Origin of the sequence: Streptomyces sp. NPDC021115 (assembly GCF_044333065.1) — a bacterium.
Taxonomy (GTDB): Bacteria; Actinomycetota; Actinomycetes; order Streptomycetales; family Streptomycetaceae; genus Streptomyces.
In genome coordinates this window covers 439,367-464,191 of the sequence record NZ_JBIRQF010000001.1, presented here as the reverse complement: position 1 = coordinate 464,191, position 24,825 = coordinate 439,367, and the positions used below count along the sequence as shown (strand labels likewise).

Below are 24,825 nucleotides of genomic sequence, written 5' to 3'. Positions count from 1 at the left end.
CGGAACCCCACGTCAGGGGCCGTGCGGCCCGCCGTCGGGCAGCGTTGCGGGGTCCGCGTCAGGGCGTATGCGGCCCCCGCGCGAGGCGGGTGTGCGGGGCCCGCGCCAGGGGTGGTGCGGCTCCGTGTCAGGGCGTGTGCAGCCCGTACGAGGCGGGTGTGCGGCTCCTTCGCGAGGTGGGCGTGCGGGGCCCGTGTCAGGAGCGTGCAGCCCTGCGTGCGAAGCCGTGCGGTCCCCTGCGAGGGGCGTGTGGTCCTGCGTTGGAGGGCCGGGCGGGGGTTTTCCCCCAGCCCGCCCCTTCCCGAACCGGGGGCTCCGCCCCCGGACCCCGGTCCTCAATCGCCGGACGGGCTGGATTTGGCCCGCGCGCGAAGTCCGTGCGGGCCCACGTGAGGGGCCGTCGGGGCCGTGTGCGGGGGCGTGCGCCCGCTCCGGCCACACCCTCCCGTGCCGCGATCTCAAGATCCACTCAAGCCGTGGACGAGATGCGCAGGAACGATGAGGGCAGGGGGACCCTCCAGTAGAGTGGTCCCGGTCGACGACAGGGAGTGCGACACGCATCGTGCGCCTCCCGTGCGCCCTATGTCGCCACAGAACCTTCCTTCGATAGGCTGTACTGAATCCGCCCCGACGCAGAGCGTTCATGGCGCCGCCGTCCTGTCACGGTGGCCCCCGCGGTGTTCCGTACCTCTTCGAGCAATCTCACGTCACACAAGGAGAGTCATCGAGCGATGGCCGGTCCAGCGTTCCGCGCCGCCGCCGTCCGAGTGCGCGTCCCTGCCTCGAGCGCCAATCTCGGTCCCGGCTATGACGCCTTCGGTCTCGCCCTGGGGCTCTACGACGACGTGGTGGTCCGGGTCGCCGACTCCGGTCTGCACGTCGACATCGCGGGCGAGGGCGCCGAGGGCCTGCCGCGCGACGAGAGCCATCTGCTCGTACGGTCCCTCCGTACCGCCTTCGACCTGCTGGGCGGGCAGCCGCGCGGCCTCGAGGTGGTGTGCGCCAACCGCATTCCGCACGGCCGCGGCCTCGGCTCCTCCTCCGCCGCCATCTGCGCCGGGATCACCGCCGCGCGCGCCGTGACGATAGGCGGCGCCGAGAAGCTCGACGACGCGGCGCTGGTGGAGCTGGCCACCGAGATCGAGGGCCACCCCGACAACGTCGCCGCCTGTCTGCTCGGCGGCTTCACCCTCGCCTGGACGGACGCGGGAGCCGCCCGGGCGATCAGGATGGACCCTGCCGGTTCCATCGTTCCGGTGGTCTTCGTGCCCGGGAAGCCGGTGCTCACGGAGACCGCCCGCGGACTGCTGCCGCGCACCGTCCCGCATGTGGACGCGGCCGTCAACGCGGGGCGGGCGGCCCTGCTCGTGGAGGCCCTGACCAGGCGTCCCGAGCTGCTGCTCGCGGCGACGGAGGACCGGCTCCACCAGGAATACCGCGCTCCGGCGATGCCCGAGAGCGTGAGCCTGGTGCACCGACTGCGTGCGGACGGCGTCCCCGCGGTCGTCTCCGGCGCGGGCCCCACGGTGCTCGCGCTGGTCGAGGACGGTGCGGCCGACAAGGTCGCACAGCTCGCGGGGGAGGGATGGGCGGCCAACCGGCTGGCTCTCGACGCCGGGGGGGCGAGCGTCCTGCCGCTCAGCTGACCCAGCCGCCCGGGGGTGTCTCCCGGGCCCCGCACAACTCGATTGCCGGTTGGAGAGGGGGAATGTTTGTTGGATCCGGTAGTGTTAACCTCAAGTCTGCACTTGAAGCCTCTTGGATGTATTCGGAGGCACGGTGCTCAGTGTCCCCATCCGGGACCACCCTTCTTCCGGGAGCCTCCCACACTGCCTGAGCAGCCTGCCTGAGCAGTGTCGTGCACGCACCGGAATCGGCGTGGCGGATTCGAGTGAACCATTCCGTCGCGTCGGAACCATGAATGTTCTCTCCGCCGTACCGGCGGACCACCGCCCCGGCCCGGTCCGTAACGGAAGGACCACAGCCGGACAGCACAACCGGTCGCCGAGCCAGACAGGCCGACGCCCGCTCCAGGGAAGGACCCTTCGTGAGCGACACCACCGATCTGATGGGCGTGAACGCCTCCGGCACCTCCGACAGCGGTGTCGGCAATGCCGCCGCGCCCGCTACGGACGCTTCCGCGCCTGCCACCGGTGCTGCCACTGGCACTGCCCCGCGGCGACGCCGCTCGGGCACCGGCCTTGACGCCATGGTCTTGGCGGAGCTCCAGCAGCTCGCCTCGAGCCTGGGCATCAAGGGCACCGCGCGGATGCGCAAGAGCCAGCTGATCGAGGTCATCAAGGAGAAGCAGGCCGCATCCGGCGGCGGAGCCCAGGGCTCCGAGGCCGCCCCGTCCACCGCCGAGGGGGTGACCAAGCCGAAGCGCCGTACGACCTCCAAGGCCCGTACGGGCGAGGACGGCGCGGACGCGGGGAAGCAGGACAAGGCCGAGAAGGCCGACCAGGCCGCGGATGCCGAGAAGTCCGGCAAGGCCGCCAAGGGCGGCAAGGCGGACAAGGCCGCTTCGCAAGCGCAGATCGACATCCCGGGTCAGTCCGGGGAGCCGGCCGCCGACGAGCAGCCGGCCGGTGAGCGCCGTCGCCGCCGGGCGACCGCGCCGGCCACCGCCACCGCCGAGTCCGGCGGCACGGCCACCGCCGTCGAGACCCGTACGGAGGCCCGCACCGACGCCTCGGCCCGCTCCGAGAGCAAGGGCGAGGCTGCGGCGGACACCGCCGAGGGCAAGGGCGCCAAGGGCGGCGACCGCCAGGAGCGGGGCCAGAAGGGCGACCGCCGCGAGCGTGGCGGCCAGCGCGACCGGGGCGACCGGGGCCGCGGCGGCAAGGGCGACGACGGCCAGCAGGGCGGCGGCGGCCGTCAGCAGCGCGACGGGCGCGGCCAGCAGGGCCAGCAGGGTCAGCAGGACGACGACGACTTCGAGGGCGGGCGCCGTGGGCGCCGCGGCCGCTACCGCGACCGCCGTGGCCGCCGTGGCCGCGACGACTTCGGCAACGAGCCGCAGGTGTCCGAGGACGACGTCCTGATCCCGGTCGCGGGCATCCTCGACATCCTCGACAACTACGCGTTCATCCGGACCTCCGGCTACCTGCCGGGCCCGAACGACGTGTACGTCTCGCTCGCCCAGGTCCGCAAGAACGGTCTGCGCAAGGGCGATCACGTCACCGGTGCGGTCCGTCAGCCGCGCGAGGGTGAGCGCCGCGAGAAGTTCAACGCGCTGGTGCGGCTCGACTCGGTCAACGGCATGGCGCCCGAAACCGGCCGTGGGCGGCCCGAGTTCGGGAAGCTGACGCCGCTTTACCCGCAGGACCGGCTCCGTCTGGAGAGCGAGGCAGGCGGCCTGACGACCCGGATCATCGACCTGGTCGCGCCGATCGGCAAGGGCCAGCGCGGTCTGATCGTGGCCCCGCCGAAGACCGGTAAGACCATGATCATGCAGGCGATCGCCAACGCGATCACCCGCAACAGCCCCGAGTGCCATCTGATGGTCGTCCTCGTCGACGAGCGCCCTGAAGAGGTCACCGACATGCAGCGCTCGGTCAAGGGCGAGGTCATCTCCTCGACCTTCGACCGTCCCGCCGAGGACCACACCACCGTCGCCGAGCTGGCGATCGAGCGGGCCAAGCGGCTGGTGGAGCTGGGCCACGACGTGGTCGTGCTGCTGGACTCGATCACGCGTCTGGGCCGTGCGTACAACCTGGCGGCTCCCGCCTCCGGCCGCATCCTGTCCGGTGGTGTCGACTCGACCGCGCTGTACCCGCCGAAGAAGTTCTTCGGTGCCGCGCGGAACATCGAGGACGGCGGCTCGCTGACCATCCTGGCCACCGCGCTGGTCGAGACCGGCTCGCGGATGGACGAGGTGATCTTCGAGGAGTTCAAGGGCACCGGCAACATGGAGCTCAAGCTCGACCGGAAGCTCGCCGACAAGCGCATCTTCCCGGCGGTCGACGTCGACCCGTCGAGCACCCGTAAGGAAGAGATCCTGCTGGCGCCGGAGGAGCTGAACATCGTCTGGAAGCTGCGCCGGGTGCTGCACGCGCTCGACTCGCAGCAGGCGATCGAGCTGCTGCTCGACAAGATGAAGCAGACGAAGTCGAACGCCGAGTTCCTGATGCAGATCGCCAAGACCACGCCCACCCCGGGCAACAACGGCGACTGAGCACCCATGCACTGATCACACTCAGTAACCCGAGGCCTCCCCGCAGCGCGGGGAGGCCTCGTTTTTTGTGAGAGGTGAACCACATCAAAAGGGACAGTCACGGAACGGTCTCGATGCCCTTATCGCCTCCGAAAGCGCAGGTGGGAGCGGTAAGGCGGACGAACGGGACGAACGGCGCCGGGGCTGCCCCAGATGAAAACAAGCCGAACTCCGTATGCAACCCTGGCGCTCGGCCTGTCATCTGTCAGGTCGAATCCGCGACGCCACGCCTGACCGTGACGGCAGGGGGTACCCGGGATACGAGGACTGAGGAGCACATGGCTGACGACCAGCAGAGCACGCCGGTGAACCCGGGCCGCCACCGAGCCCGCGGAGGTGCTTCCTCCGCCCGCCCCTCAGGCCGCCGCCGCAAGCGCCCCAGCACGCGCCGCAGGGCCACCCACATCACCATCTGGTCGGTCGCCTCGGTCCTGATCCTCGGCGGCGCCGGGGCCGGGTACCTCTACTACAAGCTCAACGGCAACCTCACCGGCGTCGACGTCAACGCGGCCCTGGGCTCGAACCGCCCCAAGAACGTCGACAACGGCTCGATGGACATCCTCGTCCTCGGCTCCGACTCCCGGGCGGGCAAGAACGCCAAGTACGGCAAGGACGAGGGCGGCCAGCGCTCCGACACCGCGATGATCGTCCACGTCTACAAGGGCCGTAAGAAGGCCAGCGTGGTGAGCATCCCGCGCGACACGCTCGTCCAGCGCCCCTCGTGCGAGAAGGACGGCGAGCAGAGCCCCGCCGTCCAGGAGGCGATGTTCAACAGCGCCTACGAGACCGGCGGCCCGGCCTGCACCATCAAGACCGTCGAGGCCATGAGCGGCATACGCATGGACCACTTCCTGGAGGTCGACTTCGCCGGCTTCCAGCAGCTGATCGACGACCTCGGCGGCGTCGACATCACCACCACCCAGGCGATCCACGACCCGAAGAGCCACCTCGACCTCGAAGCCGGTCCGCACACCCTCAACGGCGAACAGTCGCTGGGCCTGGTGCGGACCCGGCACGGCGTCGGCGACGGCAGTGACCTCGGCCGGATCAAGCTCCAGCAGGCGTTCGTCAAGGCGCTGCTGGACCAGATCAAGCACGTCGACCTCTTCGGCAACCCGAAGAAGCTGTACGACCTGGCGAACACCTCCACCAAGGCGCTCACCACCGACTCCGAGCTGGCCTCGGTCAACAAGCTGTCGGGCTTCGCCAAGAGCCTCCAGGGCATCGGCTCGGGCAACATGAAGATGACCACGCTGCCCGTCCAGTACGACCCGCAGAACCCGTCCCGGGTGCTGCCGATGGAGTCGAAGACCAAGCTGATCTGGAAGGCGCTGCGCGCGGACAAGCCGATTCCGGCGGCCGCCTCCAAGGGGTCCGCGGGCGACGCGAACAACGCCGGCGACGTGGTCAAGTAGGACCGGTCGGCGGATGTCGGACGGGGCCGGGAATATCCCGGCCCCACCCCCGGTTTTGGGTGATGCGGCCAGTGCTGGCAAACTGGTTCGTCGGCCCCGGTTCACGACGTGCAAACCCGCCCGTCGACCCGGAGCCCTCCCGAGAACCCAGGAGAATCCCTTGAAGCGCGACATCCACCCCGAGTACGTCGAGACCCAGGTCAGCTGCACCTGTGGCGCGTCCTTCACCACCCGCAGCACCATGAGCGGCGGCACCGTCCGTGCCGACATCTGCTCCGAGTGCCACCCGTTCTACACGGGCAAGCAGAAGATCCTCGACACCGGTGGCCGTGTGGCGCGGTTCGAGGCCCGCTTCGGCAAGAACGCCGGGTCCGCCAAGAAGTAGCGACCCGCACGGCGCCGGTCCTCGGTCGCCCCTCCGCAGGGGCGACCGGACCGGCGTTTTGCGTCGGCCGACCCTTCACCCGTACGTATCACCCGCGTCCCCGCAGACCCCCCAGGGAGCCCTCATGTTCGAGGCGGTCGAGGAACTGATCGGCGAGCACGCCGACCTCGAAAAGCGGCTCGCCGACCCCGCGGTCCACGCCGACCAGCGCGAGGCGAAGCGGCTGAACAAGCGCTACGCCGAGCTGACCCCGATCATCGACACGTACCGTGACTGGAAGCGGGCCGGGGACGACATCGAGACGGCCCGGGAGCTGGCCCAGGACGACCCCGACTTCGCCGACGAGGTCAAGGATCTCGAGCTGCGCCGCGCGGAGCTGACCGACAAGCTGCGGCTGCTGCTGGTCCCGCGCGACCCGAGCGACGACAAGGACGTGATCCTGGAGGTCAAGGCGGGCGAGGGCGGCGAGGAGTCCGCGCTGTTCGCGGGCGACCTGCTGCGGATGTATCTGCGGTACGCCGAGCGGATCGGCTGGAAGGCCGAGATCATCGACGCCAACGAGTCCGACCTCGGCGGCTACAAGGACGTCCAGGTGGCCGTGAAGGCCAAGGGCACCATCGAGCCCGGCCAGGGCGTATGGGCCCGGCTGAAGTACGAGGGCGGGGTGCACCGCGTGCAGCGGGTGCCCGCGACCGAGTCGCAGGGCCGCATCCACACCTCGGCGGCCGGTGTGCTGGTCACACCGGAGGCCGAGGAGGTCGAGGTCGAGATCGGCCCCAACGACCTGCGGATCGACGTCTACCGCTCCTCGGGCCCCGGCGGCCAGTCGGTGAACACCACCGACTCCGCGGTGCGCATCACCCACCTGCCCACCGGCATCGTCGTCTCCTGCCAGAACGAGAAGAGCCAGCTCCAGAACAAGGAGCAGGCGCTGCGCATCCTGCGCTCGCGGCTGCTGGCCGCGGCCCAGGAGGAGGCCGAGCGCGAGGCGTCGGACGCGCGCCGCAGCCAGGTCCGCACCGTCGACCGCTCCGAGCGCATCCGTACGTACAACTTCCCGGAGAACCGCATTTCGGACCACCGGGTCGGCTTCAAGGCGTACAACCTGGACCAGGTACTCGACGGGGAGCTGGCGCCCGTCATCCAGGCGTGCGTCGACGCCGACGCGGCGGCGAAGCTCGCGGCGGCCCAGTAGGACCTTCCTCTTCGCACCTACGAACCGGCTGGAGGAATTCAGTGAATGTGCTGCTCGCCGAGGTGGCCCAGGCCACCCAGCGGCTGGCCGACGCGGGCGTGCCCTCCCCGCGCTTCGACGCGGAGGAGCTGGCCGCCTTCGTGCACGGCGTCAAGCGGGGGGAGCTGCACGGCGTGCCCGACGCCGACTTCGACGCCCGTTACTGGGAGGCGGTCGCCCGGCGTGAGGCCCGCGAACCCTTGCAGCACATCACCGGCCGCGTCTTCTTCCGCTACCTGGAGCTCCAGGTGGGCCCGGGCGTCTTCGTGCCCCGCCCGGAGACCGAGTCGGTCGTCGGCTGGGCCATAGACGCGGTCCGGGCCATGGACGTCGTCGAACCCCTCATCGTCGACCTGTGCACCGGCTCCGGGGCCATCGCCCTGGCCCTCGCCCAGGAGGTGCCCCGGTCCCGGGTGCACGCCGTCGAGCTGGACGAGGGCGCCCTCCAGTGGGCCCGCAAGAACGTCGAGGGGTCCCGCGTCGTTCTCCAGCGAGGAGACGCGTTGACGGCGCTGCCCGAGCTGGACGGACAGGTGGACCTCGTCATCAGCAACCCCCCGTACATCCCGCTGACCGAGTGGGAGTACGTGGCGCCGGAGGCGCGCGATCACGACCCCCAGCTCGCGCTCTTCTCCGGTGAGGACGGCCTCGATGTGATCCGCGGCCTGGAGCGCACGGCCCACCGGCTGCTGCGGCCGGGCGGTGTGGTCGTCATCGAGCACGCAGACACCCAGGGCGGGCAGGTGCCGTGGATCTTCACGGAGGAGCGTGGCTGGGCGGACGCCGCCGACCACCCCGACCTGAACAAGCGGCCCCGCTTCGCCACCGCGCGGAAGGCCATGCCGTGACCGCGGCACCGCACCACACACTGGCCACGTACGAGGAGGACCGTTAAATGGCACGGCGATACGACTGCGGGGACGCGACCGACCGCAAGACCGGCCTGCGCGAGGCCGCGTCCGCCGTCCGCCGCGGCGAACTGGTCGTGCTGCCCACCGACACCGTCTACGGCATCGGTGCGGACGCCTTCAGCGCGGAGGCGGTCGGCGATCTGCTGGAGGCCAAGGGCCGGGGCCGCAACATGCCGACCCCCGTCCTGGTCGGCTCCCCGAACACCCTCCACGGCCTGGTCACCGACTTCTCCGAGATGGCCTGGGAGCTGGTCGACGCCTTCTGGCCCGGCGCCCTCACCCTCGTGGCCCGGCACCAGCCGTCGCTGACCTGGGACCTGGGCGAGACCCGGGGCACCGTCGCGGTACGGATGCCGCTGCACCCGGTCGCGATCGAGCTGCTGAACGACTTCGGCCCGATGGCGGTCTCCAGCGCCAACCTCACGGGCCACCCGTCCCCGCAGGACTGCGACGCCGCCCAGGACATGCTGGGCGACTCCGTCTCGGTCTACCTCGACGGCGGTCCGACCCCGGCCGCGGTGCCCTCCTCCATCGTCGACGTCACCGGTAAGGTCCCGGTGCTGCTGCGGGCGGGCGCGCTGACCGCCGAGCAGCTCCGTGAGGTCGTACCCGACCTCGAGGTGGCGAATTGACAGCCCCTGAGACGGGCCGTGGCATAGCGGAACAGCGTGCGAAGCACGCGGAGACCTCGTTCCGCATCCTCCACGTCAGCACCGGCAACGTCTGCCGCTCGCCGATCACCGAGCGGCTGACCCGGCATGCCCTCACCCACCGGCTCGGCACCGCCCGCACCAGCGGGCTGATCGTGGAGAGCGCCGGCACCTGGGGCCATGAGGGCGCGCCGATGGAGGCGCACGCCGCCACCGTCCTGACCGACTTCGGCGCCGATCCGGACGGCTTCCTCGGGCGGGAGCTGCTGGACGAGCACGTCATCCGCGCCGACCTCGTGCTGACCGCGACCCGCGACCACCGGGCGCAGGTCATCTCGATGGGCCACTCCGCGGGGCTGCGCACGTTCACGCTCAAGGAGTTCACCCGGCTGGTACGGGCCATAGACCCCGCGACGCTGCCCGATCCGGAGGAGGTGGGCGGCGTGGTCGAGCGCGCCCGCTCCCTGGTCCAGGCGGCGGCCGCGCTGCGCGGCTGGCTGCTCGCGCCGAACGAGGAGGCGGACGAGGTGCACGACCCGTACGGGGCGCCCATCACCTTCTTCCGCTCCATCGGCGACGAGATCAACCAGGCGCTGGACCCGGTCGTGACCGCCCTCACGGGAGTCCCGGCGCCCGCCTAGTTCCGGCGCGCGCTGCCACCGGGGCGGGCCTACATTGGGGGTGACGCCCGACGAATGTGAGCACGCGATGGCCGTCAGCGCGGTTCCGTGGGGGCCGGACTTCGGCGAGCTGGCCCGGCAGGACCCCGAGCTGGCCGGGATCATCCTGGGCGAGCTGGAGCGGGTCAGGGGCGGTCTCCAGCTGATCGCCGCGGAGAACCACACGTCGCGGGCGGTGCTGGCCGCCCTGGCGTCGCCGCTGGCCAACAAGTACGCCGAGGGTTATCCCGGGGCCCGTCACCACGGCGGCTGCGAGCAGGTCGACGTCGCCGAGCGGGTGGCCCAGGACCGGGCGACGGCGCTGTTCGGCGCGAGCCACGCCAATGTGCAGCCGCATTCGGGCTCCTCCGCGGTGCTCGCCGCGTACGCCGCGCTGCTGCGGCCGGGCGACACGGTGCTGGCGATGGCGCTGCCGCACGGCGGCCACCTCACCCATGGTTCCCCGGCGAACTTCTCCGGCCGCTGGTTCCGCTTCATCGGCTACGGCGTCGACCCGGCCACCGGGCTGATCGACTACGACCGGCTGCGCGAGCTGGCGCTCGCCCATCGCCCGAAGGCGATCGTGTGCGGCTCGATCTCGTACCCGCGCCATCTCGACTACGCCGCCTTCCGGGCCGTCGCCGACGAGGTGGACGCGTATCTCGTCGCCGACGCCGCCCACCCCATCGGCCTGGTGGCCGGGAAGGCGGCGCCCAGCCCGGTGCCGCACGCGGACGTGGTGTGCGCCACCACGCACAAGGTGCTGCGCGGGCCGCGCGGCGGCATGCTGCTGTGCGGTGCGGAGCTGGCCGAGCGGGTCGACCGCGCCGTGTTCCCCTTCACCCAGGGCGGCGCCCAGATGCACACCGTGGCGGCCAAGGCGGTGGCGTTCGGCGAGGCCGCCACGCCCGCGTTCGCCGCGTACGCCCAGCAGGTCGTCGCCAACGCGCGCACCCTCGCCGAGGTGCTGGCGGCGGAGGGCCTGACGGTGGCCACCGGTGGCACCGACACCCACATGATCACCGTCGACACGTCCCCGCTGGGGCTCGACGGACGTATGGCGAAGGCCCGTTGCGCGGCTGCCGGGATCATCCTGGACACCTGCGCGCTGGCCTCCGCCACCGAACCCGGCGGCTGCGTACGGGGGTTGCGGCTGGGCAGCGCGGCGGTGACGACGCAGGGCATGGGGGAGGGGGAGATGCGGCGGATCGGCGCGCTGCTGACGGCCGCCCTGCGCGAGCGCGCGGTGCGCGAGGAGGTCAGGGAACTGGCCGCGGCATTTCCGCCGTATCCCCGGTAATGCGCGGGTGCGGTAATTCGTATGGCCTTGTCGTGGCCGCCGTACCGGGCCCTTGAGGGGAGTCCAGGCTCTTGGCCGCGTACACCGGCGAGACCCCTGAACCGGGCCCGCTGCTGGACCACGGCACCGCGCGGCGCGGCGCGGGCTTGGTCCCGCCGAACCCGGCGGTGAAGCCGTTCCATCGGCGCTCGGTGGTGCGCGACGCGGAGCCGAAGCTGGTCATCGGGAACGCCGCGACGGCCGAGCAGCGCTGGCCTCGGACGCCCACACCTGGAACCTGGTGTTCCTGCAACTGCTGATCGAGGAACTGGGATACGGCGTGGTCAACCTCGGCCCCTGCGTCCCGACGACGTCCTGGTTGTGATCGGCGGGAAGCTGGGCGTCACCGGGGACGAGGACGGCGAACGGGTCGCCGAACTGATGGCCGCGGACTTCGACGCGGTCTTCGCCGACGGCGCCGACCCCGTCGCCGCCCTGAGCGGTTTCGTCCGTACCCTCCACGCGGGCCCGCCCGCCCGCGCCGCCGACGCCCTCACCGTGGGCACCATCACCCCCGGCTGGGCCTGGGCGCCGGCGAGGGCGGCCCGGTCTCGTACTGCCTGCCCTACGGGTGCACCCCGCTGGCGGAGTCCGTACGGAACTGGCGGGAGAGCTGCGAGGTGTTCGCGGGGCTGCGCGAGCGTGGGGACCGCGAGGCGGTGGCGGCGCTGCGCAGGCTGTGCGGACGGTGCCCAAACCCCGGCGCATCCCGACCATCGAGGAGAACGTGGCGGCGCTGGAGTACGGGGACCGGGCGGCGGCCCGCACCGGCCCGGCTCCCGACCCCGGGACCGACACCCAGACCTACCGGGAGGCCGCCGCCCTCACCGAAGCCGTACTGAACCTTCACCCGGACGTCGGGGAGGCCCTGCTGCGCGCCTTCCGCGCGGGCTATCTGGACATTCCGCACTGTCTGCACCCGGACAACCGGGACCGGACCCGCAGCCGCGTCGGCGACGACGGACGGCTGCTGTGGGACCGGACCGGGGCGCTGCCGATCGGGCGGATCACCGGGTCCCAGCGGTCCCGTCCGGTCACCTCCACCGGGCTGCTGGAGGATCTGTCGTACATGCGCAGAAGGTTCGCCGAGGCGGCCGTGGAGCACCACGCGCCCCTGCCGGTCCGCGGCACACCGGGAACCGGAGCAGGCTAGGGTGAGGTCTCCTAGGGTGTGACCCTGATCTGCCTCCCGCGACGTCTGGGGAATAGGTGCGTGAATACCTGCTGACTCTGTGCATCGTGGCCGCGGTGACGTATCTGCTCACCGGGCCGGTGCGGAAGTTCGCCATCGCCGCTGGTGCGATGCCGGAGATCCGGGCGCGCGATGTGCACCGTGAGCCCACTCCGCGGCTCGGAGGCATCGCCATGTTCGGCGGCCTCTGCGCGGGGTTGCTGGTGGCCGCTCACCTCACCAACCTCAAGGACGTCTTCGAGGCGTCCAACGAGCCGCGCGCGCTGCTCTCCGGCGCCGGGCTCATCTGGCTGCTCGGGGTGCTGGACGACAAGTGGGGCGTGGACGCGCTCATCAAGCTGGGCGGCCAGATGATCGCCGCCGGTGTGATGGTGCTCCAGGGTCTGACCATCCTGTGGCTCCCGGTGCCCGGTGTGGGGCCCGTCTCCCTGACGCCCTGGCAGGGCACGCTGCTGACGGTGGCTCTGGTCGTCATCACCATCAACGCGGTCAACTTCGTTGACGGGCTGGACGGTTTGGCGTCCGGCATGGTGTGCATCGCCGCCGCCGCGTTCTTCATGTACGCCTACCGCATCTGGTTCGGCTACGGCCTGGAGGCCGCCGCCCCCGCGACCCTGTTCGCCGCCGTCCTCATGGGCATGTGCCTGGGCTTCCTGCCGCACAACGCCCACCCCGCGCGGATCTTCATGGGTGACTCGGGCTCGATGCTCATCGGGCTGGTGCTCGCGGCGGGCGCCATCTCCATCACGGGCCAGGTCGACCCGGACGCGATGAAGCTGTTCGCCGGGTCCGAGACGGCGGCGGTGCACGCCACCGTGCCGGTCTACATCCCGCTGCTGCTGCCGCTGACCGTCATCGCGGTGCCCTTCGCCGACCTGGTGCTCGCCATCGTCCGGCGCACCTGGCGGGGCCAGTCGCCGTTCGCGGCGGACCGCGGCCATCTGCACCACCGGCTGCTGGAGATCGGCCACTCGCACAGCCGGGCCGTGCTGATCATGTACTTCTGGTCGGCGCTGATCGCCTTCGGCGCGGTCGCGTACTCGGTGAACTCGGCCGGTGTGTGGTTCGTGCTCGCGATCGTGGTGCTGAGCGCGGTCGGCCTGGTGCTGTTGCTGCTGCCGCGGTTCACCCCGCGCGTGCCGACGTGGGCGGAGGCGTTCGTACCGCCCCGCTACCGGCGCCGGGCCACGACCGCTCAGCCCGCCGGGGCCACGCAGGCGGCCCGCGCGGAGGAGCCCGTCGCACCCGCGGCGGGGCAGCCGGAGGCGGCCACCCCCGAGCCGCTGCCGGCCGGAATCAACGGCGCCACCGCGATCGGTGACCGGTCCCGTTTCACCCATCGCAGGAAGATCGGAACCCCGCAGTGACGGTGACGCATCGCGTCAACGTGTGCGCGGTGCGTCACTCTCGTGTGTGATGTGCAGCACATAGGACGGGTAAAGACCTCATCAAATAGTTTGTGATACCGTTCACTAAACCCGGTGCTAGAGCCCAGGGACCGTAGTGCGACGGTCCTTCGCCGTGAGGTTCTTCCCTTCCCCGGGGATACGCTCGTCCACGACGAATCGTTGCTTCCGACTCTTGCCGGAGAAACCCTTCATGCAGTCCAACGACGCCAGAACGCTGCTCAGTTGCGCCGTGCCCACCGCCGTGGTCGGGGTGGTCGCCGTTGGTGCCAGTTCTGTGCTCGCCGGTGGAAAGGGCGCGATCGGTGCCGCCTTCGGGACGGTTCTCGTGGCCGCGGTCATGACGATCGACCTGATCGTGCTCGTGCGCACCGCGAAGTATCTTCCGCAGCTGTTCCAGATGATGGGCCTCGCCCTCTACATGGTGCAGTTCCTGCTCATCGCCGTGCTGCTGGCCGTCTTCAAGGACACCACCCTCTTCAGCACCCGGGCGTTCGCGTTCTCCCTGCTCGCCGCGACACTGACGTGGATCGCGGCGCAGACCCGTGCCCACATGAAGGCCAAGATCCTCTACGTGCAACCGGAAGCCGAGGACGAACGGAAGCCGGCGGGGGAGAAGGAAGCCTCCCCCGCCGGGTCCGCGTCGTGATCTGTAGGGCCGGTATAAGGGCGCCTGCGCTCACCTGCTATCGTCCGGTTTCATCTGAGGCACAGCGGGCGCACGCGGCTGAACCCCCGGATTCCAGGGGACGGAATCGGCCGCTCATGCAGCTGCTGCCCGTGAGCCCATCGGTCTTGTGCACACAAGCCGCCCCCACATTCGTAAGAACCAGTCCAGTGCCGTTCCGTGGCCATGCGCCGCGCCGACACATCGAGGTTGCCGTACCCATGCGCCACGCTGAAGGAGCTCGCGGTGAGTCCTGACCAGACGCTCGCCTTCGAGACCGATTGCCACATCTTCAACGGGTGCGGCTTCCCGGCCCCAGGGCTTCACTCGTTCACGTTCGAGCCGATTGCGACGATCGGCGGCTTCGAGTTCAACAAGCCGATACTGCTGGCCCTGCTGGGGACCGTCGTCGTCGTGGCGTTCTTCTGGGCCGCGTTCGGGAAGGCCAAGGTCGTCCCCGGCAAGCTCCAGATGATCGGCGAGGCGGGCTACGACTTCGTACGCCGCGGCGTCGTCTACGAGGCCCTGGGGAAGAAGGAGGGCGACAAGTACGTCCCCCTCATGGTCTCCCTGTTCTTCTTCATCTGGATCATGAACCTCTGGTCCGTGATCCCGCTGGCCCAGTTCCCGGTGACGTCGATCATCGCCTTCCCGGCGGGACTCGCGGCGATCGTCTACATCCTGTGGGTCAGCCTCACCTTCAAGAAGCACGGCTTCGTCGGTGGCTGGAAGAACATCTCCGGCTACGACAAGTCGCTCGGCGGGGTCCTGCCGGTGGTCATGGCGCTGGAGCTGCTCTCCAACCTGATCATCCGGCCGTTCACCCACGCCGTCCGGCTCTTCGCCAACATGTTCGCGGGCCACGTGCTGCTGCTGATCTTCACGATCGCCAGCTGGTACCTGCTGAACGGCATCGGGATCGCCTATGCGAGCGTCTCGTTCGTCATGACCATCCTGCTGACCGCCTTCGAGCTGTTCATCCAGGCTCTCCAGGCGTACGTCTTCGTCCTGCTGGCGTGCAGCTACATCCAGGGTGCTCTCGCCGAGCACCACTGAGTACCACGTCAGCTCCCGTCCTTAAGGGCGTCCGGTGGCCAATCCCCACCGGTCCGTGAAAGAGAAGGAAGAAACGGCATGTCCGCTCTCCAGACCCTCGCCGCGACCAGCATCCAGGGCAACCTCGGCTCGATCGGTTACGGTCTCGCCGCGATCGGCCCCGGTGTCGGCGTCGGCATCATCTTCGGTAACGGCACCCAGGCACTGGCCCGTCAGCCCGAGGCTGCCGGTCTGATCCGCGCCAACCAGATCCTCGGCTTCGTGCTCTGTGAGGCGCTGGCCCTGATCGGTCTGGTTATGCCGTTCGTCTACCCCAGCTGACGCCCCGGCGTGAGCCGAGCCACATCCGACGAAAGGCAATGATGTGAACGCCCTGGTACACCTGGCGGAGGGTGAGGCGGAGAATCCGCTCATCCCGCCGATCCCAGAGCTTGTCATCGGCCTGATCGCCTTCGCCATCGTTTTCATCTTCTTCGCCAAGAAGCTCCTCCCGAACATCAACCGTGTTCTGGACGAGCGCCGCGCGGCGATCGAGGGCGGAATGGAGAAGGCCGAGGCAACCCAGGCCGAGGCGCAGCAGGTCCTCGAGGACTACCGCGCCCAGCTCGCCGACGCCCGTCACGAGGCCGCCCGGCTGCGCCAGGAGGCGCAGGAGCAGGGTGCCGCGCTCATCGCGGAGATGCGTGCGGAGGGTCAGCGGCAGCGCGAGGAGATCGTCGCCGCCGGTCACGCCCAGATCGAGGCAGAGCGCAAGCAGGCCGGTACGGCGCTGCGCCAGGACGTGGGCAAGCTCGCCACCGACCTGGCCGGCAAGATCGTCGGCGAGTCCCTCGAGGACGTCGCCCGGCAGAGCCGCACCATCGACCGCTTCCTCGACGACCTCGAGGCCAAGGCGGCCGACGGCTCGAAGGCCGAGGCCGGACGATGAACGGAGCGAGCAGGGAGGCACTGGCTGCCGCGCGCGAGCGCTTCGACGCGCTGACGGACAACACGTCCGTCGACGCGGCTGTCGCCGCCGACGAGCTGGCCGCCGTCACCGCGCTGCTCGACCGTGAGGTCTCGCTGCGCCGGGTCCTCACCGACCCGGCGCAGCCCGGCGAGGCCAAGGCCGAGCTGGCCCGGCGCCTGCTGAGCGGGCAGGTCGGCGGCGAGGTCCTGGACCTGGTCTCCGGCATGGTCCGCTCCCGCTGGTCGCGCTCGCGCGACCTCGCGGACGCGGTCGAGGAGCTGGCGAGCAGCGCCGACCTGGTGGCGGCCCAGCGGGCCGGCACCCTGGACAACGTAGAGGACGAGCTGTTCCGGTTCGCCCGGATCATCTCCTCCTCGTCCGAGCTGCGGTCGGCGCTGGCCGACCGGCGCGCGAACGGTACGGCCAAGGCCGGACTGGTCAGCGAGCTGCTGGGCGGCCGGGCCGACCGGGTCACCGAGCGGCTTGTCGTGCGTCTTGTGACCCAGCCGCGCGGACGTAGCCTGGAGGCGGGTCTCGACGAGCTGTCCAAGCTCGCCGCGGCGCGTCGGGACCGGATGGTCGCGGTCGTCACCTCGGCGGTGCCGCTCAGCGACCGGCAGAAGGAGCGCCTCGGCGCCGCCCTGGCGGGGCTGTACGGACACCAGGTGCACCTCAACCTCGACGTGGACCCCGAGGTCCTCGGCGGGATCGTGGTGCGCATCGGCGACGAGGTCATCAACGGGACCATCGCGGACCGCCTCGAAGAGGCGAGCCGACGGATGGCCGGCTGACTCAAGCCACCAACTCAACAAGCATGTAAGCGGCCCGAGTTGGGCCGTAGTCACTTACTTCGGGCCCAACAAGGAGAGCAGGGAACCCAGATGGCGGAGCTCACGATCCGGCCGGAGGAGATCCGGGACGCGCTGGAGAACTTTGTCCAGGCGTACAAGCCGGACGCGGCCTCGCGCGAGGAGGTCGGTACGGTCAGCGTTGCCGGCGACGGCATCGCGAGGGTCGAGGGTCTTCCCTCGGCCATGGCGAACGAACTGCTGAAGTTCGAGGACGGCACCCTCGGCCTCGCCCTCAACCTCGAGGAGCGCGAGATCGGTGCCGTTGTCCTCGGCGAGTTCAGCGGCATCGAGGAGGGCCAGCAGGTGCACCGCACCGGCGAGGTCCTTTCGGTAGCCGTCGGCGAGGGCTACCTCGGCCGTGTCGTCGACCCGCTGGGCAACCCGATCGACGGCCTCGGCGAGATCGAGACCGAGGGCCGCCGCGCCCTCGAACTTCAGGCCCCCACGGTCATGCAGCGCAAGTCGGTGCACGAGCCGATGGAGACCGGCTACAAGGCCGTCGACGCCATGACCCCGATCGGCCGTGGCCAGCGTCAGCTGGTCATCGGCGACCGGCAGACCGGCAAGACCGCGCTGTGCGTCGACACGATCATCAACCAGCGTGACAACTGGCGCTCCGGCGACCCGAAGAAGCAGGTCCGCTGCATCTACGTCGCCGTCGGCCAGAAGGGCTCCACCATCGCGTCCGTGCGCGGCGCGCTGGAGGAGGCCGGTGCCCTGGAGTACACGACGATCGTCGCCGCCCCGGCGTCCGACCCGGCGGGCTTCAAGTACCTCGCCCCCTACACCGGCTCGGCCATCGGCCAGCACTGGATGTACGAGGGCAAGCACGTCCTGATCGTCTTCGACGACCTGTCCAAGCAGGCCGACGCCTACCGTGCCGTGTCGCTGCTGCTGCGCCGCCCGCCGGGCCGTGAGGCCTACCCGGGTGACGTCTTCTACCTGCACTCCCGGCTGCTGGAGCGCTGCGCCAAGCTCTCCGACGAGATGGGCTCCGGCTCGATGACCGGTCTGCCGATCGTCGAGACCAAGGCGAACGACGTGTCGGCGTTCATTCCGACCAACGTCATCTCCATCACCGACGGTCAGTGCTTCCTCGAGTCCGACCTGTTCAACGCCAACCAGCGGCCGGCCCTCAACGTCGGTATCTCGGTCTCCCGAGTCGGTGGTTCCGCGCAGCACAAGGCGATGCGCCAGGTCTCCGGCCGCCTCCGCGTGGACCTCGCCCAGTACCGCGAGCTGGAGGCGTTCGCCGCCTTCGGTTCCGACCTGGACGCGGCCTCGAAGGCGTCGCTGGAGCGCGGTGCGCGCATGGTCGAGTTGCTGAAGCAGGGCCAGTACGCCCCGTACTCCACCGAGGACGAGATCGTCTCCATCTGGGCCGGCACCAACGGCAAGATGGACGACGTGCCGGTCGAGGACGTCCGCCGCTTCGAGCGTGAGCTGCTGGACTACCTCCACCGTGAGCACAAGGGTCTGCTGACCAGCATCGTCGAGGGCGGCAAGATGTCCGCCGACACGATCGCGGCGCTGGGCGAGGCCGTCGACAGCTTCAAGAAGCAGTTCGAGACCTCGGACGGCAAGCTGCTGGGCGAGGGCTGAGTATGGGTGCCCAGGTCAAGGTCTACAAGAGGCGGATCAAGTCCGTCTCCGCGACCAAGAAGATCACCAAGGCGATGGAGATGATCGCCGCCTCGCGGGTCGTCAAGGCGCAGCGTCAGGTGGCCGCGTCGACCCCGTACGCCACCGAGCTGACCCGCGCGGTCGGCGCCGTGGCCAAGGGCTCCACCACCCAGCACGCGCTGACCTCGGAGGCCGAGAACCCGACCCGCGCCGCGGTGCTGCTCGTCACGAGCGACCGCGGGCTCGCGGGCGGCTACTCCTCCAACGTCATCAAGGCGGCCGAGCAGCTGACCCAGCGGCTCACCGGCGAGGGCAAGGAGGTCGACACCTACATCGTCGGCCGCAAGGGCGTCGCCTACTACGCCTTCCGTGAGCGCAAGGTCACGGAGTCGTGGACGGGTTTCACCGACAACCCGACCTACGCCGACGCCAAGAAGATCGCCGGACCGCTGATCGAGGCCGTGCTCCAGGAGACGGCCGACGGCGGCGTGGACGAGCTGCACATCGTGTTCACCGAGTTCGTCTCGATGCTGACGCAGACCCCGGTCCAGGACCGGCTGCTGCCGCTCAGCCTCGAGGAGAAGGCGGAGGAGCAGGAGAAGAAGGGCGAGCTGCTGCCGCTCTTCGAGTTCGAGCCGTCGGCCGAGGACGTCCTCGACGCGCTGCTGCCGCGGTACGTCGAGGCGCGCATCTACAACGCCCTGCTCCAGGCCGCCGCCTCCAAGCACGCGGCCACCCGGCGGGCGATGAAGTCGGCGACCGACAATGCCGATGAGCTCATCAAGTCGCTCACGCGGCTTGCCAACGCGGCCCGCCAGGCCGACATCACCCAGGAAATCAGCGAGATCGTCGGTGGCGCGAGCGCTCTGGCCGACGCCTCTGCGGGGAGTGACTGACAACTATGACCACCACTGTTGAGACGGCCACGGCGACGGGCCGCGTCGCGCGGGTCATCGGCCCGGTCGTCGACGTGGAGTTCCCCGTCGACGCGATGCCGGAGATCTACAACGCGCTGACCGTCGAGGTCGCCGACCCGGCCCAGGACGGGGCGAAGAAGACCCTGACCCTCGAGGTCGCGCAGCACCTCGGCGAGGGCCTGGTGCGCTCCATCTCCATGCAGCCCACCGACGGTCTGGTCCGCCAGGCCCCGGTGACCGACACCGGCGCGGGCATCACCGTGCCCGTCGGCGACGTCACCAAGGGCCGGGTGTTCAACACCCTCGGCCAGATCCTCAACGAGCCCGAGGCCGAGTCCGAGGTCACCGAGCGCTGGGCCATCCACCGCAAGGCCCCGGCGTTCGACCAGCTCGAGTCCAAGACCGAGATGTTCGAGACCGGCCTGAAGGTCGTCGACCTGCTGACCCCGTACGTCAAGGGCGGCAAGATCGGTCTGTTCGGCGGCGCGGGCGTCGGCAAGACCGTCCTCATCCAGGAAATGATCATGCGTGTGGCCAAGCTGCACGAGGGCGTTTCCGTGTTCGCCGGTGTCGGCGAGCGCACCCGTGAGGGCAACGACCTGATCGAGGAGATGGCCGAGTCCGGCGTGCTCCCGCAGACCGCGCTGGTCTTCGGCCAGATGGACGAGCCCCCGGGCACCCGTCTGCGCGTCGCCCTGGCGGGTCTGACCATGGCGGAGTACTTCCGCGATGTGCAGAAGCAGGACGTGCTGTTCTTCATCGACAACATCTTCCGCTTCACCCAGGCCGGTTCCGAGGTCTCGACGCTGCTCGGCCGCATGCCCTCCGCGGTGGGCTACCAGCCGAACCTGGCCGACGAGATGGGCATCCTCCAGGAGCGCATCACCTCGACCCGCGGTCACTCGATCACCTCGATGCAGGCGATCTACGTCCCCGCGGACGACCTCACCGACCCGGCCCCGGCGACCACCTTCGCGCACCTCGACGCGACCACGGTGCTCTCCCGGCCGATCTCGGAGAAGGGCATCTACCCGGCGGTGGACCCGCTGGACTCGACGTCCCGGATCCTGGACCCGCGCTACATCTCGCAGGACCACTACGACTGCGCCTCGCGCGTGAAGTCGATCCTCCAGAAGTACAAGGACCTCCAGGACATCATCAACATCCTGGGCATCGACGAGCTCGGCGAGGAGGACAAGCTCACCGTCTTCCGCGCCCGCCGCATCGAGCGCTTCCTGTCGCAGAACACCCACGCGGCGAAGCAGTTCACCGGTCTCGACGGATCGGACGTGCCGCTGGACGAGTCGATCGCCGCGTTCAACGCGATCGCCGACGGTGAGTTCGACCACTTCCCGGAGCAGGCGTTCTTCATGTGCGGTGGCCTGGACGACCTGAAGGCCAAGGCCAAGGAGCTGGGCGTCTCCTGAGCCCTGTGCTCATGGGAGAGGGGTGGGCCCGGTCCCGCCCCTCTCCGCACGCCCGTTATTCTTTGACGAAAGCCCTGTCGTTCCCGGCAGGTTTCAGACCCGAGGAGCCACGTTGGCTGCTGAGCTGCACGTCGAGATGGTCGCGGCGGACCGTAGTGTCTGGTCCGGCACGGCCACCTTGGTCATCGCGCGCACCACATCGGGTGACATCGGCGTCATGCCCGGCCACCAGCCGCTGCTCGGTGTGCTGGAGTCCGGCCCGGTGACCATCCGTACGAGCGACGGCGGGACGGTCGTCGCCGCGGTGCACGGCGGGTTCATCTCCTTCTCGGACGACAAGCTCTCGGTGCTGGCCGAGGTCGCTGAGCTGTCCGACGAAATCGATGTCAAGCGCGCGGAGCGGGCGCTGGAGCGCGCCAAGTCGGCGGCGGACGCCGCCGCCGAGCGGCGCGCCGACGTCCGGCTGCGTGCGGTGACGGGAGTGCGCTGAGCCTGTCACGTTACGGTCGTAAAGCCTCAGCCGCGGACCTCGCTGGAGTTCCCCTTCAGCGGTCCGCGGCTGAGGCGATGCAGGTGCGGTTTTTCCGGATGAGGCGAGGAGGTCGGTGAAGATGGTCCTCGCTCTGCTCGTGAGCGGCGTGGTCGTCGCGCTGGTGGTGGCGGGACTCTTCGTCTTCGGACTGCGGCGGCGGCTGATCCAGCGGTCCGGCGGCACCTTCGACTGTTCGATGCGCTGGGGCGCGCCCGGATCCGAGGCGGAGCCCAGCGGCAAGGGGTGGGTGTACGGGATCGCCCGCTACAACGGTGACCGGATCGAGTGGTTCCGGGTCTTCTCGTACGCGTTCCGCCCCCGGCGGACGCTTGAGCGCGCCTCGATCGAGGTGCTGGAGCGGCGTACGCCCAAGGGCGAGGAGGAGCTGGCCCTGCTCTCCGACGCGGTCATCCTGGCCTGCCGGCACAGCGGTACGCGGCTGGAGCTGGCGATGAGCGAGGACGCCCTGACCGGGTTCCTGGCCTGGCTGGAGGCCGCCCCGCCCGGCCAGCGCGTCAACGTGGCCTGAGGGTTTCGTTCACACACCCAACTCCTGCGCCAGCACGGCCGCCTGCACCCGGCTGCGCAGCTCCAGCTTGCCGAGCACCCTGCTGACGTGGGTCTTCACGGTTGCCTCCGCCATGGTGAGGTGCGTGGCGATCTGCGCGTTCGACATCCCCCGGCCCAGGCAGCCCAGCACCTCCCGCTCGCGCGGGGTGAGCGCGGCGAGCACCGCCGGATCGGCCGTCGCCGGGCCTTCCGTCCGGGCGAACTCCGCGATCAGGCGGCGGGTCACCGCGGGCGCGATCAGCCCCTCGCCGCCCGCGACCGTACGCACCGCCTCGACCAGCCGTGCCGCGTCGCTGTCCTTGAGCAGAAACCCGGCCGCCCCGGCGCGCAGCGCCCCGAACACGTACTCGTCCAGGTCGAAGGTGGTCAGCACCAGCACGTCCGCCAGGCCCTCGGCGACCACCTGCCGGGTCGCGGAGACCCCGTCGAGCCGCGGCATCTGGACGTCCATCAGCACCACGTCGGGCCGCAGCTCCCGGGCCAGCGCCACGGCCTGCTCCCCGTCGACGGCCTCGCCGACCACCTCGATGCCGGGCGCCGACCGCAGGATGAGCACCAGCCCCGAGCGCACCGCGGCCTGATCCTCGGCGACGAGCACCCGGACGGGCTCCTCGGGCGTGTGCTCTACCTGGTTCACCGCGGCTCCTGTGTGCTGTGTGCTGTGTCGGTCATGGCTGGTGGTCCCCCAGCGGCAGCGCGGCCCGTACCCGCCACACCGTGCCGGAGGGGCCGGGGACGGGGCCCGCGTCGAGGGTGCCGCCGAGCAGCGTCACCCGCTCCCGCATCCCGATCAGCCCGGTGCCCGTCCCGGGCACCCGTGGCGTGGGGCGGTCGTCGCCGTACGGACTGGTCACGCTGACCTCCAGCGCGCCGTCCGCACCGTCTGCGGGGTGGGTCAGCGTCACGTCAACCCTGCCGGGTGCGGCGTGCTTGAGGGCGTTGGTCAGGGACTCCTGGACGATGCGGTACGCGGCCAGCTCGACCGGTGCGGGCAGCGGGGCGGAGCCCGCCGGGCGCTCGTCGTACAGCACGAAGTCCTGCCCACCGGTCCGGGGGCTGGTGCCCCTGGCCCGCTCCAGCAGGGCATCCAGCGCACCGAGGGTGGGCGCGGGCGCCGGCTGGTCCTCATCGTCACGCAGCAGGCCGATCAGCCGCCGCATCTCGGCCAGCCCGCGCACGCTGTTCTCCCGGATGACGCCGAGTGCCTCCTCCGTCGCGGCCGGGTCCTTCAGGGACTGGGCGGCGGTGGAGTGGATGGCGATCGCGGAGAGGTGACCCGCCACCATGTCGTGCAGCTCGCGGGCCATCCGGGCCCGCTCCGCGGTGACCGCCTCCCGGCGGTCCAGCTCGGCCAGCAGCGCGACGCGTTCCGCCTCCAAGCGGGCGGCCTCGGCTTCCTCCCGATGGTTGCGCACCAACACCCCGGTCCAGGCGGGGCTGATGGTGAACACCGCGACGAGCATGCCGATCAGCAGCGCCCAGGCTTCGCGGACCACCGCCAGCGGTACGACCGTCGCCACCGCCGTGGCCAGCACGCACAGCCGGGGCAGACGACGGGCGGTGGCGGGGCTGCCGTACATGACGCACGCGTAGATCAGGTCCGTGTACATCAGCAGCGTCGACGCGAGCCCCCCGCTGCACAGGTCGGCGGCCACGGCCGCGGTTCCGGCGCAGAGCCCCGTGACCGGTGCCGTACGCCGCAGCAGTTCGGCCCCCGAGACGACGACCATGGCCACGAGGCCGAGCCACTGGGGCGTACCGAAGAACGGCGGGTTGTTGTGCAGCCCCAGCGCCCACAACAGCCCCCCGCCGAGCACCCCGGCGAGGCCGATGAGCATGTCGTCGCGGTGGGGGCGCGGCAGGCGGTGCGGCATGCCCCCATCACAGCACGCCCCGCGCCCTGGGCCCTCCCCCTCCGGACCGGTCCTCCTCGCCCCCGTCGTACATCGAACGATGCACCCGGGTCTCGTCACGGACGACGAGGCGAACGCCCGGATCGCACGGGACGGTGAGGGGGAGCGAGAGGAGAGACCGTGATTGTCGCGCTGATCATCGCCTGTGAGGTCGGCTTCTGGGTACTGCTGGCCGTGGGGCTGGCACTGCGGTACGTGGCGAAGATGCCGCGGGCGAGCGTGGCGGTGCTGCTGTGCGAACCGCTGCTGGAACTGGTCCTGTTCGTGGCCACCGCGATCGACCTCAAGAACGGCGCCGAACCGGACTTCAAGCACGGCATCGCCGCGGCCTACATCGGCTTCTCGATCGCCCTCGGCCACCAGACGATCCGCTGGGTCGACGAGCGGGTCGCCCACCGCTTCTTCGACGGCCCGCCGCCGGTGAAGCCGCCGAAGTACGGCATGGCGCGCGCGGCCCACGAGTGGAAGACCGCCGCCCGCTGGATTCTGGCCGCGGCCATCGCGATGGCCCTGCTCCAGGGTGCGATCTGGTACGTCGGCGACGACGGTGACATCGGTTCGCTGCGCGACTGGCAGGGGAAGATGCTGTTCGTGATGGGCATCAACGTGATCATCGCCCTGACGTACACCCTCTGGCCGAAGCGCGACCCCGCCGCGTCAGACGTGCGGTCGTAGCCTCCGGCGGAATTTCCCCACCCCGCCCCTACCCGAACCGGGGGACACCCCCGGCCCCCCACGGGACCGCGCGCCCCGAACCCCGGTTGGGGGCACGCACCCCCGGCCCCCGCAGGCGCCAGGGGCCTCGTGGGGTTGCCTCCCGCGCCCCGATTCGGCGGTCGCGTCCCCGGTGTCCGGCTCAGGGTTGCGCTCCCGAACTCGGCGGGGGCGCCCGGACCCAGCCCGGGGCTCCGCC

Annotated in this window: 25 protein-coding genes; 23 read left to right on the top strand and 2 right to left on the bottom strand. The window is 70.5% G+C overall.

What is annotated here, in order from left to right; genetic code table 11:
* Positions 1-731 precede the first annotated feature (731 nt).
* The 22 genes from thrB to ACH4TL_RS01960 all read left to right on the top strand — a co-directional run bounded on the left by thrB (position 732) and on the right by ACH4TL_RS01960 (position 21,958).
* Positions 732-1,646: a homoserine kinase gene (thrB, locus tag ACH4TL_RS02065; protein WP_398313373.1), complete on the top strand. Its 915-nt coding sequence runs from the start codon at positions 732-734 to the stop codon at positions 1,644-1,646.
* A 401-nt stretch (positions 1,647-2,047) separates the two neighbouring features.
* Positions 2,048-4,177 carry a transcription termination factor Rho gene (rho, locus tag ACH4TL_RS02060; protein WP_398313375.1) on the top strand — a complete coding sequence of 710 codons (2,130 nt, stop codon included), beginning with the start codon at positions 2,048-2,050 and terminating at the stop codon, positions 4,175-4,177.
* A 317-nt stretch (positions 4,178-4,494) separates the two neighbouring features.
* Positions 4,495-5,631, top strand: coding sequence for an LCP family protein (locus ACH4TL_RS02055; RefSeq protein WP_398313377.1), 1,137 nt, complete (start codon positions 4,495-4,497; stop codon positions 5,629-5,631).
* A gap of 160 nt (positions 5,632-5,791) precedes the next feature.
* Positions 5,792-6,016, top strand: coding sequence for a 50S ribosomal protein L31 (rpmE, locus tag ACH4TL_RS02050; RefSeq protein WP_055547732.1), 225 nt, complete (start codon positions 5,792-5,794; stop codon positions 6,014-6,016).
* Positions 6,017-6,140: 124 nt separating this feature from the next.
* A complete protein-coding gene (prfA, locus tag ACH4TL_RS02045) occupies positions 6,141-7,211 on the top strand; it encodes a peptide chain release factor 1 (protein WP_398313379.1) in 1,071 nt (356 codons plus the stop codon).
* Positions 7,212-7,252: 41 nt separating this feature from the next.
* Entirely contained in the window at positions 7,253-8,098 is an 846-nt protein-coding gene (gene prmC / locus ACH4TL_RS02040; RefSeq protein WP_398313381.1) for a peptide chain release factor N(5)-glutamine methyltransferase, read from the top strand.
* Positions 8,099-8,145: 47 nt separating this feature from the next.
* Positions 8,146-8,793, top strand: coding sequence for an L-threonylcarbamoyladenylate synthase (locus ACH4TL_RS02035; RefSeq protein WP_398313383.1), 648 nt, complete (start codon positions 8,146-8,148; stop codon positions 8,791-8,793).
* On the top strand, positions 8,790-9,452 hold the full coding sequence (locus tag ACH4TL_RS02030) for a protein-tyrosine-phosphatase (protein ID WP_398313385.1): 663 nt from the start codon (positions 8,790-8,792) through the stop codon (positions 9,450-9,452). Before ACH4TL_RS02035 ends, ACH4TL_RS02030 begins: the two co-directional genes overlap by 4 nt.
* Positions 9,453-9,519: 67 nt before the next feature.
* On the top strand, positions 9,520-10,770 hold the full coding sequence (glyA, locus tag ACH4TL_RS02025; RefSeq protein WP_398313386.1) for a serine hydroxymethyltransferase: 1,251 nt from the start codon (positions 9,520-9,522) through the stop codon (positions 10,768-10,770).
* A 71-nt stretch (positions 10,771-10,841) separates the two neighbouring features.
* Positions 10,842-11,069, top strand: a complete 228-nt coding sequence (locus ACH4TL_RS02020) for a hypothetical protein (RefSeq protein ID WP_398313388.1) — start codon at positions 10,842-10,844, stop codon at positions 11,067-11,069.
* 428 nt (positions 11,070-11,497) lie between these two features.
* On the top strand, positions 11,498-11,962 hold the full coding sequence (locus tag ACH4TL_RS02015) for a hypothetical protein (protein ID WP_398313390.1): 465 nt from the start codon (positions 11,498-11,500) through the stop codon (positions 11,960-11,962).
* A 56-nt stretch (positions 11,963-12,018) separates the two neighbouring features.
* Positions 12,019-13,368 (top strand): undecaprenyl/decaprenyl-phosphate alpha-N-acetylglucosaminyl 1-phosphate transferase, encoded by a 1,350-nt coding sequence (locus tag ACH4TL_RS02010; RefSeq protein ID WP_398313392.1) that lies wholly within the window; start codon positions 12,019-12,021, stop codon positions 13,366-13,368.
* Between the two features lie 232 nt (positions 13,369-13,600).
* Positions 13,601-14,056, top strand: a complete 456-nt coding sequence (locus ACH4TL_RS02005) for a hypothetical protein (RefSeq protein ID WP_398313394.1) — start codon at positions 13,601-13,603, stop codon at positions 14,054-14,056.
* A 264-nt stretch (positions 14,057-14,320) separates the two neighbouring features.
* Complete coding sequence (atpB, locus tag ACH4TL_RS02000; protein WP_398313396.1) at positions 14,321-15,130, top strand: F0F1 ATP synthase subunit A; 810 nt, start codon at positions 14,321-14,323, stop codon at positions 15,128-15,130.
* 78 nt (positions 15,131-15,208) lie between these two features.
* On the top strand, positions 15,209-15,451 hold the full coding sequence (locus ACH4TL_RS01995) for a F0F1 ATP synthase subunit C (RefSeq protein WP_398313398.1): 243 nt from the start codon (positions 15,209-15,211) through the stop codon (positions 15,449-15,451).
* A 43-nt stretch (positions 15,452-15,494) separates the two neighbouring features.
* Positions 15,495-16,058 (top strand): F0F1 ATP synthase subunit B, encoded by a 564-nt coding sequence (locus ACH4TL_RS01990; protein WP_398313400.1) that lies wholly within the window; start codon positions 15,495-15,497, stop codon positions 16,056-16,058.
* The gene (locus ACH4TL_RS01985) at positions 16,055-16,870 is read left to right on the top strand and encodes a F0F1 ATP synthase subunit delta (RefSeq protein WP_398313402.1); all 816 of its coding nucleotides are present in this window, start codon (positions 16,055-16,057) and stop codon (positions 16,868-16,870) included. The genes ACH4TL_RS01990 and ACH4TL_RS01985 overlap by 4 nt, the downstream gene beginning before the upstream one ends.
* A 90-nt stretch (positions 16,871-16,960) precedes the next feature.
* Positions 16,961-18,532, top strand: coding sequence for a F0F1 ATP synthase subunit alpha (gene atpA / locus ACH4TL_RS01980; RefSeq protein WP_398313404.1), 1,572 nt, complete (start codon positions 16,961-16,963; stop codon positions 18,530-18,532).
* A 2-nt stretch (positions 18,533-18,534) separates the two neighbouring features.
* The gene (locus ACH4TL_RS01975) at positions 18,535-19,449 is read left to right on the top strand and encodes a F0F1 ATP synthase subunit gamma (RefSeq protein WP_398313406.1); all 915 of its coding nucleotides are present in this window, start codon (positions 18,535-18,537) and stop codon (positions 19,447-19,449) included.
* Between the two features lie 5 nt (positions 19,450-19,454).
* Positions 19,455-20,897 carry a F0F1 ATP synthase subunit beta gene (gene atpD, locus ACH4TL_RS01970; protein ID WP_398313408.1) on the top strand — a complete coding sequence of 481 codons (1,443 nt, stop codon included), beginning with the start codon at positions 19,455-19,457 and terminating at the stop codon, positions 20,895-20,897.
* Between the two features lie 112 nt (positions 20,898-21,009).
* A complete protein-coding gene (locus ACH4TL_RS01965) occupies positions 21,010-21,387 on the top strand; it encodes a F0F1 ATP synthase subunit epsilon (protein ID WP_398313410.1) in 378 nt (125 codons plus the stop codon).
* Between the two features lie 121 nt (positions 21,388-21,508).
* Positions 21,509-21,958 carry a DUF2550 domain-containing protein gene (locus ACH4TL_RS01960; RefSeq protein ID WP_398313411.1) on the top strand — a complete coding sequence of 150 codons (450 nt, stop codon included), beginning with the start codon at positions 21,509-21,511 and terminating at the stop codon, positions 21,956-21,958.
* Positions 21,959-21,967: 9 nt separating this feature from the next.
* Here ACH4TL_RS01960 and ACH4TL_RS01955 read toward each other — a convergent pair whose 3' ends face one another.
* Positions 21,968-22,636 (bottom strand): response regulator, encoded by a 669-nt coding sequence (locus ACH4TL_RS01955; protein ID WP_398313413.1) that lies wholly within the window; start codon positions 22,634-22,636, stop codon positions 21,968-21,970.
* 31 nt (positions 22,637-22,667) lie between these two features.
* On the bottom strand, positions 22,668-23,873 hold the full coding sequence (locus tag ACH4TL_RS01950; RefSeq protein ID WP_398313415.1) for a sensor histidine kinase: 1,206 nt from the start codon (positions 23,871-23,873) through the stop codon (positions 22,668-22,670).
* A gap of 159 nt (positions 23,874-24,032) precedes the next feature.
* Here ACH4TL_RS01950 and ACH4TL_RS01945 point away from each other — a divergent pair, with 159 nt between their 5' ends.
* Positions 24,033-24,587, top strand: a complete 555-nt coding sequence (locus ACH4TL_RS01945; protein WP_398313417.1) for a hypothetical protein — start codon at positions 24,033-24,035, stop codon at positions 24,585-24,587.
* The last annotated feature ends 238 nt before the right edge of the window (positions 24,588-24,825 follow it).

Coding starts and splice junctions, on each gene's coding strand:
- thrB (WP_398313373.1), top strand. CDS start 732: ATGGCCGGTCCAGCGTTCCGCGCCGCCGCCGTCCGAGTGCGCGTCCCT.
- ACH4TL_RS02055 (WP_398313377.1), top strand. CDS start 4,495: ATGGCTGACGACCAGCAGAGCACGCCGGTGAACCCGGGCCGCCACCGA.
- prfA (WP_398313379.1), top strand. CDS start 6,141: ATGTTCGAGGCGGTCGAGGAACTGATCGGCGAGCACGCCGACCTCGAA.
- ACH4TL_RS02035 (WP_398313383.1), top strand. CDS start 8,146: ATGGCACGGCGATACGACTGCGGGGACGCGACCGACCGCAAGACCGGC.
- glyA (WP_398313386.1), top strand. CDS start 9,520: ATGGCCGTCAGCGCGGTTCCGTGGGGGCCGGACTTCGGCGAGCTGGCC.
- ACH4TL_RS02005 (WP_398313394.1), top strand. CDS start 13,601: ATGCAGTCCAACGACGCCAGAACGCTGCTCAGTTGCGCCGTGCCCACC.
- ACH4TL_RS01995 (WP_398313398.1), top strand. CDS start 15,209: ATGTCCGCTCTCCAGACCCTCGCCGCGACCAGCATCCAGGGCAACCTC.
- ACH4TL_RS01985 (WP_398313402.1), top strand. CDS start 16,055: ATGAACGGAGCGAGCAGGGAGGCACTGGCTGCCGCGCGCGAGCGCTTC.
- atpA (WP_398313404.1), top strand. CDS start 16,961: ATGGCGGAGCTCACGATCCGGCCGGAGGAGATCCGGGACGCGCTGGAG.
- ACH4TL_RS01975 (WP_398313406.1), top strand. CDS start 18,535: ATGGGTGCCCAGGTCAAGGTCTACAAGAGGCGGATCAAGTCCGTCTCC.
- atpD (WP_398313408.1), top strand. CDS start 19,455: ATGACCACCACTGTTGAGACGGCCACGGCGACGGGCCGCGTCGCGCGG.
- ACH4TL_RS01960 (WP_398313411.1), top strand. CDS start 21,509: ATGGTCCTCGCTCTGCTCGTGAGCGGCGTGGTCGTCGCGCTGGTGGTG.
- ACH4TL_RS01950 (WP_398313415.1), bottom strand. CDS start 23,873: ATGCCGCACCGCCTGCCGCGCCCCCACCGCGACGACATGCTCATCGGC.